The sequence below is a fragment of the Streptomyces sp. TLI_171 genome (genome assembly GCF_003610255.1).
GTDB lineage: Bacteria > Actinomycetota > Actinomycetes > Streptomycetales > Streptomycetaceae > Kitasatospora.
In genome coordinates this window covers 7618277-7632843 of the sequence record NZ_RAPS01000001.1, presented here as the reverse complement: position 1 = coordinate 7632843, position 14567 = coordinate 7618277, and the positions used below count along the sequence as shown (strand labels likewise).

The 14567-nt window shown below is 72.7% G+C and carries 11 protein-coding genes; 5 read left to right on the top strand and 6 right to left on the bottom strand.

Annotated elements, in window-relative coordinates:
• Nucleotides 1–93: 93 nt before the first annotated feature.
• Nucleotides 94–483 (bottom strand): hypothetical protein, encoded by a 390-nt coding sequence (locus tag BX266_RS34120; RefSeq protein WP_099906327.1) that lies wholly within the window; start codon nucleotides 481–483, stop codon nucleotides 94–96.
• A gap of 181 nt (nucleotides 484–664) precedes the next feature.
• Nucleotides 665–2218: an alpha-L-arabinofuranosidase B gene (locus BX266_RS34115; RefSeq protein ID WP_099906325.1), complete on the bottom strand. Its 1554-nt coding sequence runs from the start codon at nucleotides 2216–2218 to the stop codon at nucleotides 665–667.
• Nucleotides 2219–2585: 367 nt separating this feature from the next.
• Here BX266_RS34115 and BX266_RS34110 point away from each other — a divergent pair, with 367 nt between their 5' ends.
• Entirely contained in the window at nucleotides 2586–3596 is a 1011-nt protein-coding gene (locus BX266_RS34110) for a LacI family DNA-binding transcriptional regulator (RefSeq protein WP_099906323.1), read from the top strand.
• A 29-nt stretch (nucleotides 3597–3625) separates the two neighbouring features.
• Here the strand turns inward: BX266_RS34110 and BX266_RS34105 are convergent, their stop codons facing one another.
• The 4 genes from BX266_RS34105 to BX266_RS34090 form a co-directional block, all read right to left on the bottom strand.
• Nucleotides 3626–4780, bottom strand: coding sequence for an aldose epimerase family protein (locus BX266_RS34105; protein WP_099906321.1), 1155 nt, complete (start codon nucleotides 4778–4780; stop codon nucleotides 3626–3628).
• 94 nt (nucleotides 4781–4874) lie between these two features.
• Nucleotides 4875–6380: an L-arabinose isomerase gene (araA, locus tag BX266_RS34100; protein ID WP_099906319.1), complete on the bottom strand. Its 1506-nt coding sequence runs from the start codon at nucleotides 6378–6380 to the stop codon at nucleotides 4875–4877.
• Between the two features lie 13 nt (nucleotides 6381–6393).
• A complete protein-coding gene (locus BX266_RS34095) occupies nucleotides 6394–7065 on the bottom strand; it encodes an L-ribulose-5-phosphate 4-epimerase (RefSeq protein WP_099906317.1) in 672 nt (223 codons plus the stop codon).
• 5 nt (nucleotides 7066–7070) lie between these two features.
• Nucleotides 7071–8807: a ribulokinase gene (locus BX266_RS34090; protein WP_099906315.1), complete on the bottom strand. Its 1737-nt coding sequence runs from the start codon at nucleotides 8805–8807 to the stop codon at nucleotides 7071–7073.
• A gap of 953 nt (nucleotides 8808–9760) precedes the next feature.
• Between BX266_RS34090 and BX266_RS34085 the strand changes: the two genes are divergently transcribed.
• From BX266_RS34085 to yjfF, 4 genes are all read left to right on the top strand, one after another.
• Nucleotides 9761–10744 (top strand): ABC transporter substrate-binding protein, encoded by a 984-nt coding sequence (locus BX266_RS34085; protein ID WP_099906313.1) that lies wholly within the window; start codon nucleotides 9761–9763, stop codon nucleotides 10742–10744.
• A gap of 202 nt (nucleotides 10745–10946) precedes the next feature.
• Entirely contained in the window at nucleotides 10947–12467 is a 1521-nt protein-coding gene (locus BX266_RS34080) for a sugar ABC transporter ATP-binding protein (protein ID WP_099906311.1), read from the top strand.
• Complete coding sequence (locus BX266_RS34075; protein WP_099906309.1) at nucleotides 12464–13510, top strand: ABC transporter permease; 1047 nt, start codon at nucleotides 12464–12466, stop codon at nucleotides 13508–13510. The genes BX266_RS34080 and BX266_RS34075 overlap by 4 nt, the downstream gene beginning before the upstream one ends.
• The gene (gene yjfF / locus BX266_RS34070; protein WP_099906307.1) at nucleotides 13507–14481 is read left to right on the top strand and encodes a galactofuranose ABC transporter, permease protein YjfF; all 975 of its coding nucleotides are present in this window, start codon (nucleotides 13507–13509) and stop codon (nucleotides 14479–14481) included. The genes BX266_RS34075 and yjfF overlap by 4 nt, the downstream gene beginning before the upstream one ends.
• Nucleotides 14482–14567 lie beyond the last annotated feature (86 nt).

Below are 14567 nucleotides of genomic sequence, written 5' to 3'. Positions count from 1 at the left end.
GCGGCCGGGCACCCCGGCGCTGTCGCCCGTCTCCGGGGGGACGGGCGACGGCGCCGCTTCCGCCCGGGGCCGACGGCGGGTCGGATCCCGGGCTCAGGGCGCGTCGACCAGGCGCAGCGGCATGGCGATCAGGAGCAGCCGACCGTCCGCCGCCGCGGCGGGGAGGTCGAAGGCGCTGCCGAACTCCCCGGTGACGATCAGCAGGGTGCGGTGGGTGCGGGCGGCCCGGGTCCATTCGCGGGCGGCGGCGATCGGGCCGTCGAACCAACGGGTGCCGTCGGGGCGGTGGACGGTGAGCCGGGTGCCGTCGAAGACGGCCGACCAGTCCGGGTGCGGGGCCGGGGCGCAGCCCGGGGTGGTCCACCCGTCCTGCGGGCGGACCGGGCGGGTGGGGTCGGCGGGGGCGACCAGGGCTGGTCGGTGACCGGGCATCAGCTCGGGCCAGGGCGGCCAGGCCCGGCCGGTGCCGCTGATCAGTTCCATCCTCTCCCCCTTCCCCGTTCCGGGGCCGCTCAGTTGCGTGTCCGCGGTCAGCGGACAACATCATCGAGCATTCGGAGCGGCGGGGCAGCCGGATGGGTCGATCCCGTCCCGGATCGCGCGACTCGGGACGGGCCCGACGCGGGGCGTCCCCGGTGGTGCCGGGGACGCCGCGCGGTCGGGGTCAGGCCCAGGCGGTGGCGGTGAGCCAGGACGTATCCTCGCTCCAACTGGCGGCGCTGTCCCAGGTGTTGCCGCCCACGCCGTCGCCGGCCAGGTAGCCGACGTAGCTGTAGTGGCGCAGGTAGCGGCCGGGGAAGTTGGACGACTGGAAGGAGTAGCCCTGACCGCTGTGGCCGGCCTGCAGGCAGAAGGTGGCGTCCTGGTTGAACAGGGCGGTGCCGTTGCTGGCCGCGGTGTAGAGCCGGTAGCCGGAGTGGCGCAGGTACTGGCCGGGGGCGGCGGCGGATTCGAAGGACAGGCAGGAGCTGTTGGCGAGGCCGGTGTGGACGATCCAGGTGGCGTCGCTCTTGTCGGCCGCGGAACTGCCGGAGGTGATCGCGGAGATGGCGACCGTGCTGTCGGAGTTGTGGCGCAGGTAGTCGCCGGTGCAGCAGGCGGTGGTGGCCTTCAGCGAGACCCGGGCGCCGGCCGTGAGGGCGCTCGAAGTGACGGTGGCGGCCTGGTAGTTGGCGGCGGTGATGTTGGCCTGGACGGCGTTCTCGGTGGCGTCCGAGGGGTAGCCGGAGGTCATCACGCCCTCGTAGAAGGTGCCGCTGGAGGACTTGCTGTTGTCTCCGCCGATGCCGAGGATGATCGCGCCTTCCTTGTGCATCGGGTTGTAGCCCGAGACGTTGGGGCGGGCGCCGCTGTAGTACGTGGAGAGGCCGCCGGACTGGGCGTTGCCGGCCCGGATCGCCCACAGGTTGGGGGCGCCCTTGACGATCGCGGTGAGGAAGCGGTGGCTGACGCTCGGGTCGTTGGCGTTGTTCCCGGCGTTGACGCCGGAGAACAGGCCGTTCTCGAGGTCCGCCATCACCCAGGGGCCGCTGCCGGTGCCGGAGCCCCAGATGGTGCTGTCGCCGAAGTAGATGGCCTCCATGTGGCCGTTGCCGGTGTCCAGGTTGTTGGTCTCGGCGTTGCCGTAGTCGAAGCAGCAGCCGCCGCCGAAGTGCGTGCCGTCGAAGATCGCGTACATCCCCTCGGGCTGGTCGCCGGTGGCGATGCCGTTGGTGCTGTTGTTGCGGTAGCCGGTGCCCGCGGCCACGTACACGCCGTAGGCCCGGTGCCCGGCGACGGTGACGGGGGCGGCGGTGGCCGGGGCGAGGTTGTCGGGGCCGCCCGCGGCGCCGCCGCCGGGGGCCTGGGTGAGCTTGTTGCCGCGGCCGGACTGGTCGTAGATGACGGTGATCACGCAGGTGGTGCCGGCGCAGAAGCTGTCCTGGGCGGCGGCGTTGGCGTAGCCGCCGGCGGCCAGCACGCCGATGTCCTTGGTGGCGCTGTCGGAGGCCCGCCGGACCTGGTACAGCGCGCCGTTGTACGCGCCGTACAGGGCGCGGGTGGTGGAGTGCGCGGCGACGCAGGGGGTGCCGCCGGAGGCGTAGATGTCGCACGGTCCCTGGGTGGCGGCCTGCGAGGTGGCCGAGGTGCCGGTGATCAGGGCGGCGGTCAGGACCGCGGTGGTCCCGGTGGCGAGGAGGGCGCGCCGTGCGCGGCGCAGCCAGCTCTGAGCAGTCAAGGGTGGGCTCCTTGCTGGTGGGTGGGGGTCGGGGTACGCCGAGTGAGTGGCCGTCCCGCTGCCTCGGGCGGCCCGCTGTCGACGCCGTACCGTGGCCGCCAACTCTCTGTTAGCGCTAACAATTCGCCTTGGCGGAAACTCAACCATGCTGGGGCGAAAGGGAGTTGGGCTCAATGACGGCCGGGGATCACTATCCGGATCCGCCCGGTCCACGTCAAGGCTTCGAACCGGATCCGTTCCGCGACATCCGGCGCGGGGCCCGGCTTTCAGTACGCTGCCCGGGTACGCGCGGGGCGCCGGGGCGCCGGGCGGGCAGCAGAGGCCGGGAGGACATGTGGGCGAGGTCGGCGATCGGCACGCGCCAACGATGGAGGACGTGGCCAGGCAGGCGGGGGTGTCGCACCAGACCGTGTCCCGGGTGCTGAGCGACCATCCCAACGTGCGCGAATCCACCCGGGAGCGGGTGCGGGAGGCGATCGCGCTGCTGGGGTACCGGCCGAACTCCGCGGCCCGGGCGCTGGTCACCCGCCGCTCGCGGACGCTGGGCGTGGTGGCGGCGAACACCACGCTGTACGGCCCGGCGAGCACGCTGGCCGGGTTGGAGCACGCGGCCCGGCGGGCCGGCTACCTGGTCGCGACGGTCAGCCTGGACGAGCTCGGTGAGCACGCTCTCAAGCAGGCGCTGGACCACCTGGCCGCCTGGGGCGTGGAGGGCGTGGTGGTGATGACGCCGCACCAGGGCGCGGTGGCGGCGCTGGCGCGGATGTCGCAGCCGTTCCCGGTGGTGACGGTGGAGGGCGGCCACGACCTGGACGTTCCGGGCGTGGCGCTGGACCAGTTCGCCGGGGCCCGTCTGGTGACGGAGCACCTGTTGGCGCTCGGCCACACCTCGGTGTGGCACGTGGCGGGCCCGCGGCAGTGGATCGAGGCGGAGGGCCGGTTCCAGGGCTGGCTGGCCGCGTTGGAGGCGGCGGGGCTGCGCGCGCCGGAGCACCTCAGCGGAGACTGGAGCGCGGCCTCCGGGTACCGGGCGGGCAAGATGCTGGCCGCGGCGTACCGCGGCCTGGACGACGATGCCCGGCCGACCGCGGTGTTCGTCGCCAACGACCACATGGCCCTGGGCGTGCTGCGGGCGCTGCGCGAGGACGGGCTGCGGGTGCCGGACGACCTGGCGGTGGCCGGGTTCGACGACCTTCCGGAGGCGGCGTACTTCACTCCCCCGCTGAGCACCGTCCGGCAGGACTTCACGGCGATCGGGCAGGCCGGCATCGACCTGCTGCTGCGGTGCGTGGAGGATCCGGGCGCGCCGGTGCGGCAGGTGGTGGTGGCACCCGAGCTGGTGGTCCGTCAGAGCACGGGCGCGGGGCCCGAACGGTAACGGGTCGCCGGGCGGCGCTGGGCGTCCGGTCACGGGGCCGTCCGGTCCGGCGTGCGCGGGTGGGCGGTCGGGTGGGCGGCCGGGTCGGCGGTCGAGTCGGCGGTGGCGGCGGGGGTGTTGGTGGTGCGGAAGCGGTAGACGGTGGTGGAGCGGTACGTCTCCCCCGGGCGCAGGACGGTGGAGGGGTACGTCTCGGGGTGGTGCGGGCTGTCGGGGAAGTGCTGGGTCTCCAGCGCGATGCCGGCGTGCCGCCGGTGGGGCGCGTGGGCGGGGCCGGTGGCGCCGTCGAACAGGTTGCCGGTGTAGACCTGCAGCCCCGGTTCGGTGGTGAGGCACTCCAGGCGGCGGCCGCTGGCGGGGTGGTGGAGTTCGGCGACCGGCCGCAGCCGGTCGGCGGGGGCGGGGCGGAGGATCCAGTTGTGGTCGAAGCCGCCGCCGGCGAGCGCGAGTTGGGGGTGCCCGGCGCCGAGCGGGCCGGCCAGCAGGGTGGGCCGGGTGAGGTCGAAGGGGGTGCCTGCCACGGCGGCCGGCGGGCCGAGCGGGATCAGGTCGGCGTCGACCGGCAGGTAGGCGTCGGCGTGGACGTGCAGCAGGTGGTCGCCGACGTCGGCTCCGCCGGTGCCGGCCAGGTTGAAGTAGGCGTGGTTGGTGAGGTTGACGACGGTGGGCGCGTCGGTGGTGGCCTCGTAGCGGATGGTGAGGTCGCCGTCGGCGTCGAGCAGGTAGCTGACGGAGACGTCGAGGGTGCCGGGGAAGCCCTGGTCGCCGTCGGGGCTGGCCAGGTGGAAGCGGACCCCGTTGGCGACGGGGACGGCGGCCCAGCTGCGGGTGGCGAAGCCGTCGGGGCCGCCGTGCAGGGTGTGGCCGGCGGGCTGGGTCCTCAGAGCGTGCACGGCGCCGTCCAGCGGCAGCTCGCCGCGCGCGATCCGGTTGCCGTAGCGGCCCACGGTGGCACCGAAGTACGCTCCTGCGCCGAGCAGTTGGGCGCCGTCCGCGGCGCCGAGCACGACCTCGGCAGGGTGACCGTGCCGGTCGGGCATCCGGACGGACTGGAGCCGGGCGCCGAGGTCGAGGAGTTCGACGGTGATGCCGCCGGGCGCGGCCAGGGTCCAGCGCTCGGTGCTGCGGCCGTCCGGGAGCGGTTCGCGTCCTGCTCGGTGCACGGTGGTGGCTTGGCTGGTCATGGCGTCCCTGCGGAATCGGGGTGGGGCCGTCCGGGTCGGGGTTCCCGGTGTCGGGCGGGCCGGCCCGGACGGCGGTCAGGGGGTCGGGCCCGGGTCAGAGGCCCTGGGCGAGTCGGTAGTACGCCTGGTTCCAGCGCAGTTCGCGGGTGAACTGTCGCATGGTGGTGTCCTGGTCGATCAGCACGAGTTCGACCCGGAGCATCTCGGCGAGGTCGTCGAGGTGTTCGGTGTCGAGGGCGCGGGTGAGCACGGTGTGGTGCGGTCCGCCGGCGGTCAGCCAGGCCTCGGTGGAGGTGCGCAGGTCGGGGCGGGGCTGCCAGACGGCGCGGGCGACGGGGAGCTTGGGCAGCGGTTCGGTGGGGGCGACCACGTCGATCTCGTTGGCGACAAGCCGGAAGCGGTCGCCGAGGTCGGCCATGCCGATGACGACGGCGGGGCCGGGTTCGGCGTCGAAGACCAGCCGGACGGGGTCCTCGCGGCCGCCGATGGACAGCGGGTGGATCTCGCAGGACGGGGTGCCGGCGGCGATGGTCGGGCAGACCTCCAGCATGTGCGCGCCGAGGATCAACTCCCGTCCCGGCTCCAGGTGGTAGGTGTAGTCCTCCATGAACGAGGTGCCGCCGGGCAGGCCGGTGGCGGCGGTCTTCAGGGTGCGCAGCAGGACGGCGGTCTTCCAGTCGCCCTCGCCGCCGAAGCCGTAGCCGTCGGCCATCAGCCGCTGGACGGCGAGCCCGGGGAGCTGGCGCAGTCCGCCGAGGTCCTCGAAGTTGGTGGTGAAGGCGCCGAAGCCGCCAGCGGTGAGGAAGCCGCGCAGGCCCAGTTCGATCCGGGCGGCGTAGCGCAGCGAGTCGTGCCGGTCGCCGCCGGAGCGCAGTGCGGGGGCGAGGCGGTAGGCGTCCTCGTACTCCTTGACCAACTCGTCCACGTCGCTGTCGGCGGTGGCGTCGACGGCGGCGACCAGTTCGCCCACGCCGTAGGTGTTGACGGAGACGCCGAGGCGCAGTTGGGCCTCGACCTTGTCGCCCTCGGTGACGGCGACGTCGCGCATGTTGTCGCCGAAGCGGGCGAGCTTGAGGGCGGCGAGTTCGGCGCGGGCGGCGGCGGCCCGGGCCCAGGTGCCGATCCGGCGGGTGACGGCGGGGTCGCTGACGTGGCCGGCGACGGTCTTGCGGGTGACGCCCAGCCGGGACTGCAGGTAGCCGAACTCGCGGTCGCCGTGGGCGGCCTGGTTCAGGTTCATGAAGTCCATGTCGATGGTGGACCAGGGCAGGTCGCGGTTGGCCTGCGTGTGCAGGTGCAGCAGCGGCTTGCGCAGGGCGTCGAGCCCGGCGATCCACATCTTGGCGGGCGAGAAGGTGTGCATCCACGCGATCAGGCCCACGCAGGTGTCGTCGGCGTTGGCGTCCAGGCAGATCCGGCGGATCGCGGCGGCGTCGGTGAGCACGGGCTTGCGGACCACCCGGACCGGCAGGCCGGTGCCGGCCAGCTGGTCGACGACCTGTTGGGACTGCTCGGCGACCTGCTGGAGGGTCTGCTCGCCGTACAGGCCCTGGCTCCCGGTGAGGAACCAGATCTCGCGCCCGGTGAATACCTCGGTCACTGGTGTTACTCCTTCACTGGGCAGCGGGCTGCTGGCCGTAGACGTTCTGGTAGCGGAAGTTCAGGCTGTCGATGTCGGCCTGGGCGATCGGCAGGGGTTCGCCGAGCTGGCGGGAGATGTGCACGGTGCGGGCGACGTCCTCGCACATGACGGCGGCCTTGACGGCGGCCCGGGCGTCCTTGCCGATGGTGAACACGCCGTGGCTCTTCATCAGCACGGCGGGCGAGCGGTGGCCGGCGAGGGTGTCGACGATGCCGCGGCCGATGGAGTCGTCGCCGATCAGGGCGAACGGGCCGATCGGGATCTCGGCGCCGAACTCGTCGGCCATCGCGGTCAGCACGCACGGCACGGGCTCGCCGCGGGCGGCCCAGGCACTGGCGTAGGTGGAGTGGGTGTGCACCACGCCGCCGACGTCGGGGCGGTGGCGGTAGACGTAGGCGTGCGCGGCGGTGTCCGAGGAGGGTGAGTAGTCGCCCTCGACGACGTTGCCCTCCAGGTCGCACAGGATCATGTTCTGCGGCGTCAGGTCGTCGTAGTCGACGCCGCTGGGCTTGATGACCAGCAGGTCCTCGCCGGGGACGCGGGCGGAGACGTTGCCGGCGGTCCACACGACCAGGCCGTAGCGGACGAGTTCCCCGTGCAGGTCGGCGACCTGACGGCGGATCAGGTCGATGGTGTCGCTCATCGGTGTCAGTCCTCGTTGTCGGAAGGGCCGTCGACGGGGGCGGCGCCGGTCAGGGCGGCGTTGCGCAGGCGGCGCAGGCGGTGCAGTTGCTTGTCCGCGCCGGTGCCGAAGTGGTCGTGCAGGACGCGGTACTCGGCGTACAGCGCGTCGTAGGCGTCGGCGCGGGCCTGGTCGGGCAGGTGGGCGTGGCGCTCGACGCGGCCCATCGCGGCGGCGGCGGCGCGGATGTCGGGGTGGGCGCCGGCGGCGACGGCGGCGTGGATCGCCGAGCCGAGCGCGGGGCCCTGTTCGGAGACGGCGAGCGAGACCGGGCGGCGCAGCACGTCGGCGTAGATCTGCATCAGCAGCGCGTTCTTCTTCAGCCCGCCGGTGACGACGAACTCGGTGACGGGGACGCCGCCGTTCTCCAGGGCTTCGACGATGGTGCGGGTGCCGTAGGCGGTGGCCTCCAGCAGCGCCCGGTAGATCTCCTCCGGCCGGGTCGCCAGGGTCAGCCCCACGATCACGCCGGACAGGTGGTGGTCGACCAGGGTGGAGCGGTTGCCGTTCATCCAGTCCAGGGCCACCAGGCCGTGCGCGCCGACGGCCTGGCCGGCGGCCTTGCGGGTGAGCAGCTCGTGGGCGTCCTCGCCGGTGGCCGCGGCCTCGGCGAGGTAGTCGGCGGGCAGGCCCTGGCGCAGCCACCAGGCGAAGATGTCGCCGACGGCGCTCTGTCCCGCCTCGTAGCCGAACGCGCCTTCGGCGATGCCGCCGTCGACGACCCCGCAGATGCCGGGGACGTCGGCCAGGGCGGGGCCGTTGACGACGTGGCAGGTGGAGGTGCCCATGATGGCGAGCAGCTTGCCGTTGTCGACGGCCTGCGCGGCGGGCGCGGCGACGTGCGCGTCGACGTTCCCGGCGGCGACCGCGATGCCCTCGGGCAGGCCGGTCCAGGCGGCGGCCTCGGCGGTGAGCGAGCCGACCCGGGAGCCGAGCGGGGCCAGCGGGTGGCCGAGCGGGTGCTCCAGGCGGGTGCGGGCGAAGTCGGCGAAGTCGGGGTGCAGGGCGGCGAGGTAGTCCTCGCTCGGGTAGCTGCCGTCCTGGTGGATGCCCTTGTAGCCGGCGGTGCAGGTGTTGCGGGACTCGGCGCCGGTGAGCTGCCAGACGATCCAGTCGGCGGCCTCGATCCAGCGCTCGCAGGCGGCGTAGACCTGCGGGTCCTCCTCCAGCACCTGCAGGGCCTTGGCGTACTGCCACTCCGCGGAGATCTTCCCGCCGTAGCGGGCGATCCACTTCTCGCCGCGGGCGTGGGCGAGGGCGTTGATCCGGTCGGCCTGGTCCTGTGCGGCGTGGTGCTTCCACAGCTTGGGCCAGGCGTGCGGGCGCTCCGCCCACTGCGGGACCTCGGCGAGCGGCGTGCCGTCGGCGAGGGTGGGCAGCACGGTGCAGGCGGTGAAGTCGGTGGCGATGCCGATCACCAGGCCGGGGTCGATGCCGGCTTCGGCGAGTGCGCCGGGGACGGCGGTGCGCAGCACCTCGCGCCAGTCCTCGGGGTGTTGCAGGGCCCAGTCCGGGGGCAGGAGGCGGCCGGTGCCGGGCAGCCGCTCCTCGATGACGGCGTGCGGGTAGGGGTGCACGGCGGTGCCGAGTTGCTCGCCGTCGCGCACCCGGACCACCACGGCGCGGCCGGACAGGGTGCCGAAGTCGATGCCGACGACGTAGCGCTCGGCGTCCTGGCCGGGGGCGTGGGGCAGGTCGGTCACGGTGTCGTCCTTCGCGCAGGGAGTGGGAGATCCGGTCCGGGGTGGGCAGGCCGGGGCCGGGAGGCCGGGTGCGGCCGCCGGCGGTTTCCGCGCCCTTGCGGGCCGGCGGCCGCCCTGTGCGTTCCGTGCGCCCCCACCCTCGTCAGGGGGCCGGAACAGCTACCGCAGGCCGGGCGAGCGGAAGCGGGTGTGCCGCGCGGCCTGCGGAAACAGGGGTGGATGGTGCGGCCCGCGGTGCCGGCGCGGCCGTGGTGGCGCGGCCGCTCCGGTAGTGCCGGGGCGGCCGGGCAGCGAAATGTTAGCGCTCACATTCCTGCCGGACAAGAGGTTCCGCACGCCGGCCGTCCGAGCCCGGACGCCTGCGCGCCGCCGCGCACCGGATCTGCCGCAGCCGTCGCGGCCGGCCCGCCCGGCCAGGGGCAGGTGGGGGCGGGCGGGGGCGGGCGGGGAACCCGGGACACCGCACCGCCGGCCGCCGGATCCCGCCCGCACCGGCTCCGGTCGGGCCCACTGCCGCCGAACCCCCTCCGGCCGCCGACCCGCCGACCCGCCGACCCGCCGACCCGCCGACGCGGCGCGGCCCGGCGGCGCCCCTCCCCGAGCGACCCGCCGCGCGCCGGCCCATCGCCGCCCCTGGCGCTTGATCCGTCGGCGGTCAAGATTCGATAAAGCACTGCACCGGTCTTGCCCCGCCAACTTGTTAGCGCTAACAATCTTGTCGGGTCGAGGCCGAAGGCATCGCTCCCCACCCCTCTGCATGCTCCTCTGCAGCGAACTCCGCGCACTGCCAAGCACTCTGGCGCTCCGTCAGATTGGCCCGTCTGCCCTGTTCCCCCCGTTTCCCCCGCAGCGACCGGTCGTGTCCGGTCGCCCGGTGCACCCACCCCTTCCGTTGCCGCCGGCCGCCCAGCGCAGCCGGCGGCGACGGGAGAACCACCGAGAGGAAGACCCAGATGTCCAAGAGAGCCGTCGCCGCTGCCGCCCTCGCCGGCGCCATGATCCTCGGCCTGTCCGCCTGCTCCTCCGGCGGCGGTTCGTCGGACAGCAAGAAGTCGGACGGCAAGCTCGTGATCGGCTTCGCGCAGGTCGGCGCCGAGAGCGGTTGGCGCACCGCCAACACCAAGTCGATCCAGGACGCCGCGAAGAAGGCCGGCGTCACGCTGAAGTTCTCCGACGCGCAGCAGAAGCAGGAGAACCAGATCAAGGCGATCCGCTCGTTCATCCAGCAGAAGGTGGACGTGATCGCCTTCTCGCCGGTGGTCGAGTCCGGCTGGGACACCGTGCTGAAGGAGGCCAAGGCCGCCAAGATCCCGGTGATCCTGACCGACCGCTCGGTGGACTCCAAGGACGAGTCGCTGTACGTCTCCTTCCTCGGCTCGGACTTCGTGGAGGAGGGCAAGAAGGTCGGCGACTGGCTGGTGAAGGAGTACCAGAACACGCCGGGCGACGTGAACATCGTCCAGCTGGAGGGCACCACCGGCTCCGCCCCGGCCAACGACCGCAAGTCCGGCTTCGCCGACGTGATCAAGGGCGAGCCGAAGTTCAAGATCGTGGCCTCGCAGACCGGCGACTTCACCCGCGCCAAGGGCAAGGAGGTCATGCAGGCCTTCCTGAAGTCCCAGCCGAAGATCGACGTGCTGTACGCGCACAACGACGACATGGCGCTCGGCGCGATCCAGGCCATCGAGGAGGCGGGCAAGAAGCCCGGCACCGACATCAAGATCGTCTCGGTGGACGGGGTGAAGGACGCCTTCACCGCGATGTCCCAGGGCAAGATCAACTACGACGTGGAGTGCAACCCGCTGCTCGGCGACCAGCTGATGGAACTGGCCAAGAAGGTCAAGGCAGGCGAGACGGTGGAGCGCCGGATCAAGACCGTCGAGGGCACCTTCACCCCCGAGCAGGCGACCGCCGCCCTGCCGAACCGCCAGTACTGACCCACTGCCCACCCGTCAGTACCGACCGACGCTCCGCCGGAACCGACCGGCGAAGCCGGTGCACCGCCGGCTGCGGACGGCCGTCCCCGGCCGGCTGACGATCCGTCGGTGCTGACCGGTCCGGAACCGGTGGGAGTCCGCGCCGCGCCGCCCCCGCGGTGCGGACTCCCGCCCGCCCCGACCGACCAAGAGAGGAGGGCCGATGCAACCGCCGGTCCTGGAGGTTCACGGGCTCCGCAAGGAGTTCCCGGGTGTGCTGGCGCTCGACGGTGTCGACTTCCGGCTCTTCCCGGGTGAAGTGCATGCGCTGATGGGTGAGAACGGCGCGGGCAAGTCCACCCTGATCAAGGTTCTCACCGGTGTGTACCGGGCGGACGGCGGCCGGGTCTCGCTGGCCGGCCGGCCACTGCGGATCGCCGGGCCGCTGCAGGCCCAGCAGGCCGGCATCTCGACGGTCTACCAGGAGGTCAACCTCTGCCCGAACCTGTCGGTGGCGGAGAACCTGTTCATCGGCCGCGAGCCCCGCCGGCGCGGCCTGATCCACTGGTCCGAGCTGCGCCGCCGGGCGGCCGCCTCGGTCGCCGCGCTGGACCTGGACATCGACGTCACCGCCCCGCTGAACAGTTTCTCCATCGCCGTCCAGCAGTTGGTGGCCATCGCCCGCGCGGTCGACATCGACGCCAAGGTGCTGATCCTGGACGAGCCGACCTCCAGCCTGGACCGCGACGAGGTCGACCGGCTGTTCGCGGTGATGCGCCGGCTGCGCGATCGCGGCACGGCGATCCTGTTCGTCTCGCACTTCCTCGACCAGATCTACGAGATCTGCGACCGGATGACCATCCTGCGCAACGGCCGGCTGGAGGGCGAGTACCTGACCCGGGACCTCACCCAGGTCCAGCTGGTCTCCCGCATGATCGGCTCCGAGCTGGCCGGCCTGGAGAGCCTGGCGGGCGAGGTCCGCCGCGAGCACTCCGCCGACGCCGGGCGCGAGCCGTTCCTGGTCGCCGAGCAGCTCGGCCGCCGGGGCGGCATCGAGCCGTACGACCTGACGGTGCGTCCGGGTGAGGTGGTCGGCCTGGCGGGCCTGCTGGGCTCGGGCCGGACCGAGGCCGCCCGGCTGCTGTTCGGCGCGGACCAGGCCGACAGCGGCAGCGTCCGGGTGGACGGCCGGGCGGCCGCGCTGCGCGGCCCGCGCGCCGCGATCGGCCACCGGATCGCGTTCTGCTCGGAGAACCGCAAGGCGGAGGGCCTGGTCGGCGAGCTGACGGTGCGTGAGAACATCGTGCTCGCCCTGCAGGCCGAACGCGGCTGGCTGCGCCCGATCTCCCGCACCGAGCAGGACGCGCTGGCGCTGCGCTGGATCCGCACCCTCGACATCCGCCCGGGCGACCCCGAGGCGCTGGTGCGCAACCTGTCCGGCGGCAACCAGCAGAAGGTGCTGCTGGCGCGCTGGCTGATCACCGACCCGAGGCTGCTGATCCTGGACGAGCCGACCCGCGGCATCGACGTCGGCGCGAAGGCGGAGATCCAGAAGCTGGTCGCCCGGCTCGCCGAGCAGGGCATGGCGGTGCTGTTCATCTCCGCCGAGCTGGAGGAGGTGCTGCGGCTCAGCCACAAGGTGGGCGTGCTGCGCGACCGCCGGATGGTCGCCCAGCTCGCCAACGACGGATCGCTCACCCCGGAGCACATCATGGAGACCATCGCGAGCGGAGCCCGGCCATGACCAAGCACCGGCTGTTCTGGCCCGCCGCCGTCCTCGTCGTCATGCTGCTGGCCAACCTGTTCTTCACACCGGACTTCTTCGCCGTCCGGATCAAGGACGGCCACCTGTACGGCAGCCTGGTCGACATCCTGCACTTCGGCGCGCCGCTGATCCTGGTGGCGCTCGGCATGACGCTGGTCATCGCCACCGGCGGCATCGACCTGTCGGTGGGTTCGACCGTCGCCATCGCGGGCGCCCTGGCCTGCCTGCACATCAGCGAGGCCTCGGACCCGGGCAGCGTCTCCACGGTGCTGGTGGCGGTCGCCCTCGCGCTGGCCGTGGCGCTGGTCCTCGGCGCTGTCAACGGCCTGCTGGTGTCCCGGATCGGCGTGCAGCCGATCGTGGCGACGCTGATCCTGATGGTGGCCGGCCGCGGCGTCGCCCAGCTGATCACCGACGGGCAGATCATCACCATCACCTCCGACCCGTACCGGCTGATCGGCGGCGGCTACTGGCTGACCGTTCCGTTCTCGGTGCTGCTGGCCGGCGCGATGGTGGGACTGGCGCTGCTGCTGACCCGTTCCACCGCGCTCGGCCTGCTGCTGGAGTCGGTCGGCGGGAACCCGGTCGCCAGCCGCCTGGTCGGCATCCGGGCGCTGCGCCTGCTGACCCTGGTGTACGTGGTGAGCGCGGTGTGCGCGGCCGTCGCCGGGCTGATGATCAGCTCCAACGTGTCGGCCGCGGACGGCAACAACGCCGGTCTGTGGATCGAGTTGGACGCCATCCTGGCCGTGGTCATCGGCGGCACCTCGCTGAACGGCGGGCGTTTCTCCATCGGCGGCACGGTGATCGGGGCGCTGGTGATCCAGACCCTGTCCACCACCATCTACACCATCGGCATCCCGCCGGAGACCACGCTGGTCTTCAAGGCGGCCGTGGTGATCACCGTGTGCCTCGTCCAGTCCCCCCAGTTCCGTGCCAAGGTCGCCCACCGCCGCAGCGTCTCGCGCGCCGGCCGGTCCTCGGAGTCCGCGGCCGCCGCCGACCTGAAGGCAGGCGCATGAACACCACGCTGACCGACCGGCTGCGCGGCCAACTCCCGCTGCTGGTCACCTCGTTCCTGCTGCTCGTGATGTTCGCCGGCGGCTCGGTGCAGTACGAGGGCTTCTTCTCCGGGCAGGTGCTGCTCAATCTGCTGATCGACAACGCCTTCCTGCTGGTCGTCGCGATCGGCATGACCTTCGTGATCCTGACCGGAGGCATCGACCTGTCCGTGGGCGCGGTGGTGGCGCTGTCCACCATGGTGTCGGCGTGGCTGGTGGAGCAGCACCACTGGCCGATCGCGGTGGTGATCCCGCTGGTGCTGGTGCTCGGCACGGGGCTGGGCTGGGTGATGGGCTGGGTGATCCACACCTTCGAGATCCAGCCGTTCATCGTCACGCTGGCGGGCATGTTCCTGGCCCGCGGCCTCTGTTACACCATCAGCGTGGAGTCGATCTCCATCACCGACTCCTCGTACACGACGATGGCGCAGACCCACATCTCGCTGCCCGGCGGCACGTTCCTGTCGCCGAGCGCGCTGATCGCGGTGCTGGTGGCGGTGGCGGCGTTCGTGGTGCTGCACTTCACCCGGTTCGGCCGCAACGTGTACGCGCTCGGCGGCAGCGAGCAGTCCGCGCTGCTGATGGGCCTGCCGGTGGCCAGGACCCGGATCGCGGTCTACGCGGTCAGCGGTTTCTGCTCGGCGCTGGGCGGTGTGCTGCTCACCTTCTACATGCTGTCCGGGTACGGGCTGCACGCGGTGGGGCTGGAGTTGGACGCGATCGCCGCGGTCGTCATCGGCGGCACGCTGCTGACGGGCGGCTCGGGCTACCTGGTCGGCACGGTGCTGGGCGTGGCGGTGCTGGGCCTGATCCAGACCATCATCAGCTTCCAGGGCACCCTGAGCTCGTGGTGGACCCGGATCGTCATCGGCGCCCTGCTGTTCGTCTTCATCGTGCTGCAGCGCCTGATCACGGCCCGCCGCCGGACCTGACCCGGTCCCGGTCCGTGCCTGCGCCCGTGCCGGGCCTCGCAACTCCGGCACGGGCGTTCGCCGTTCGTGCCGTGGCCGAGGCTGGC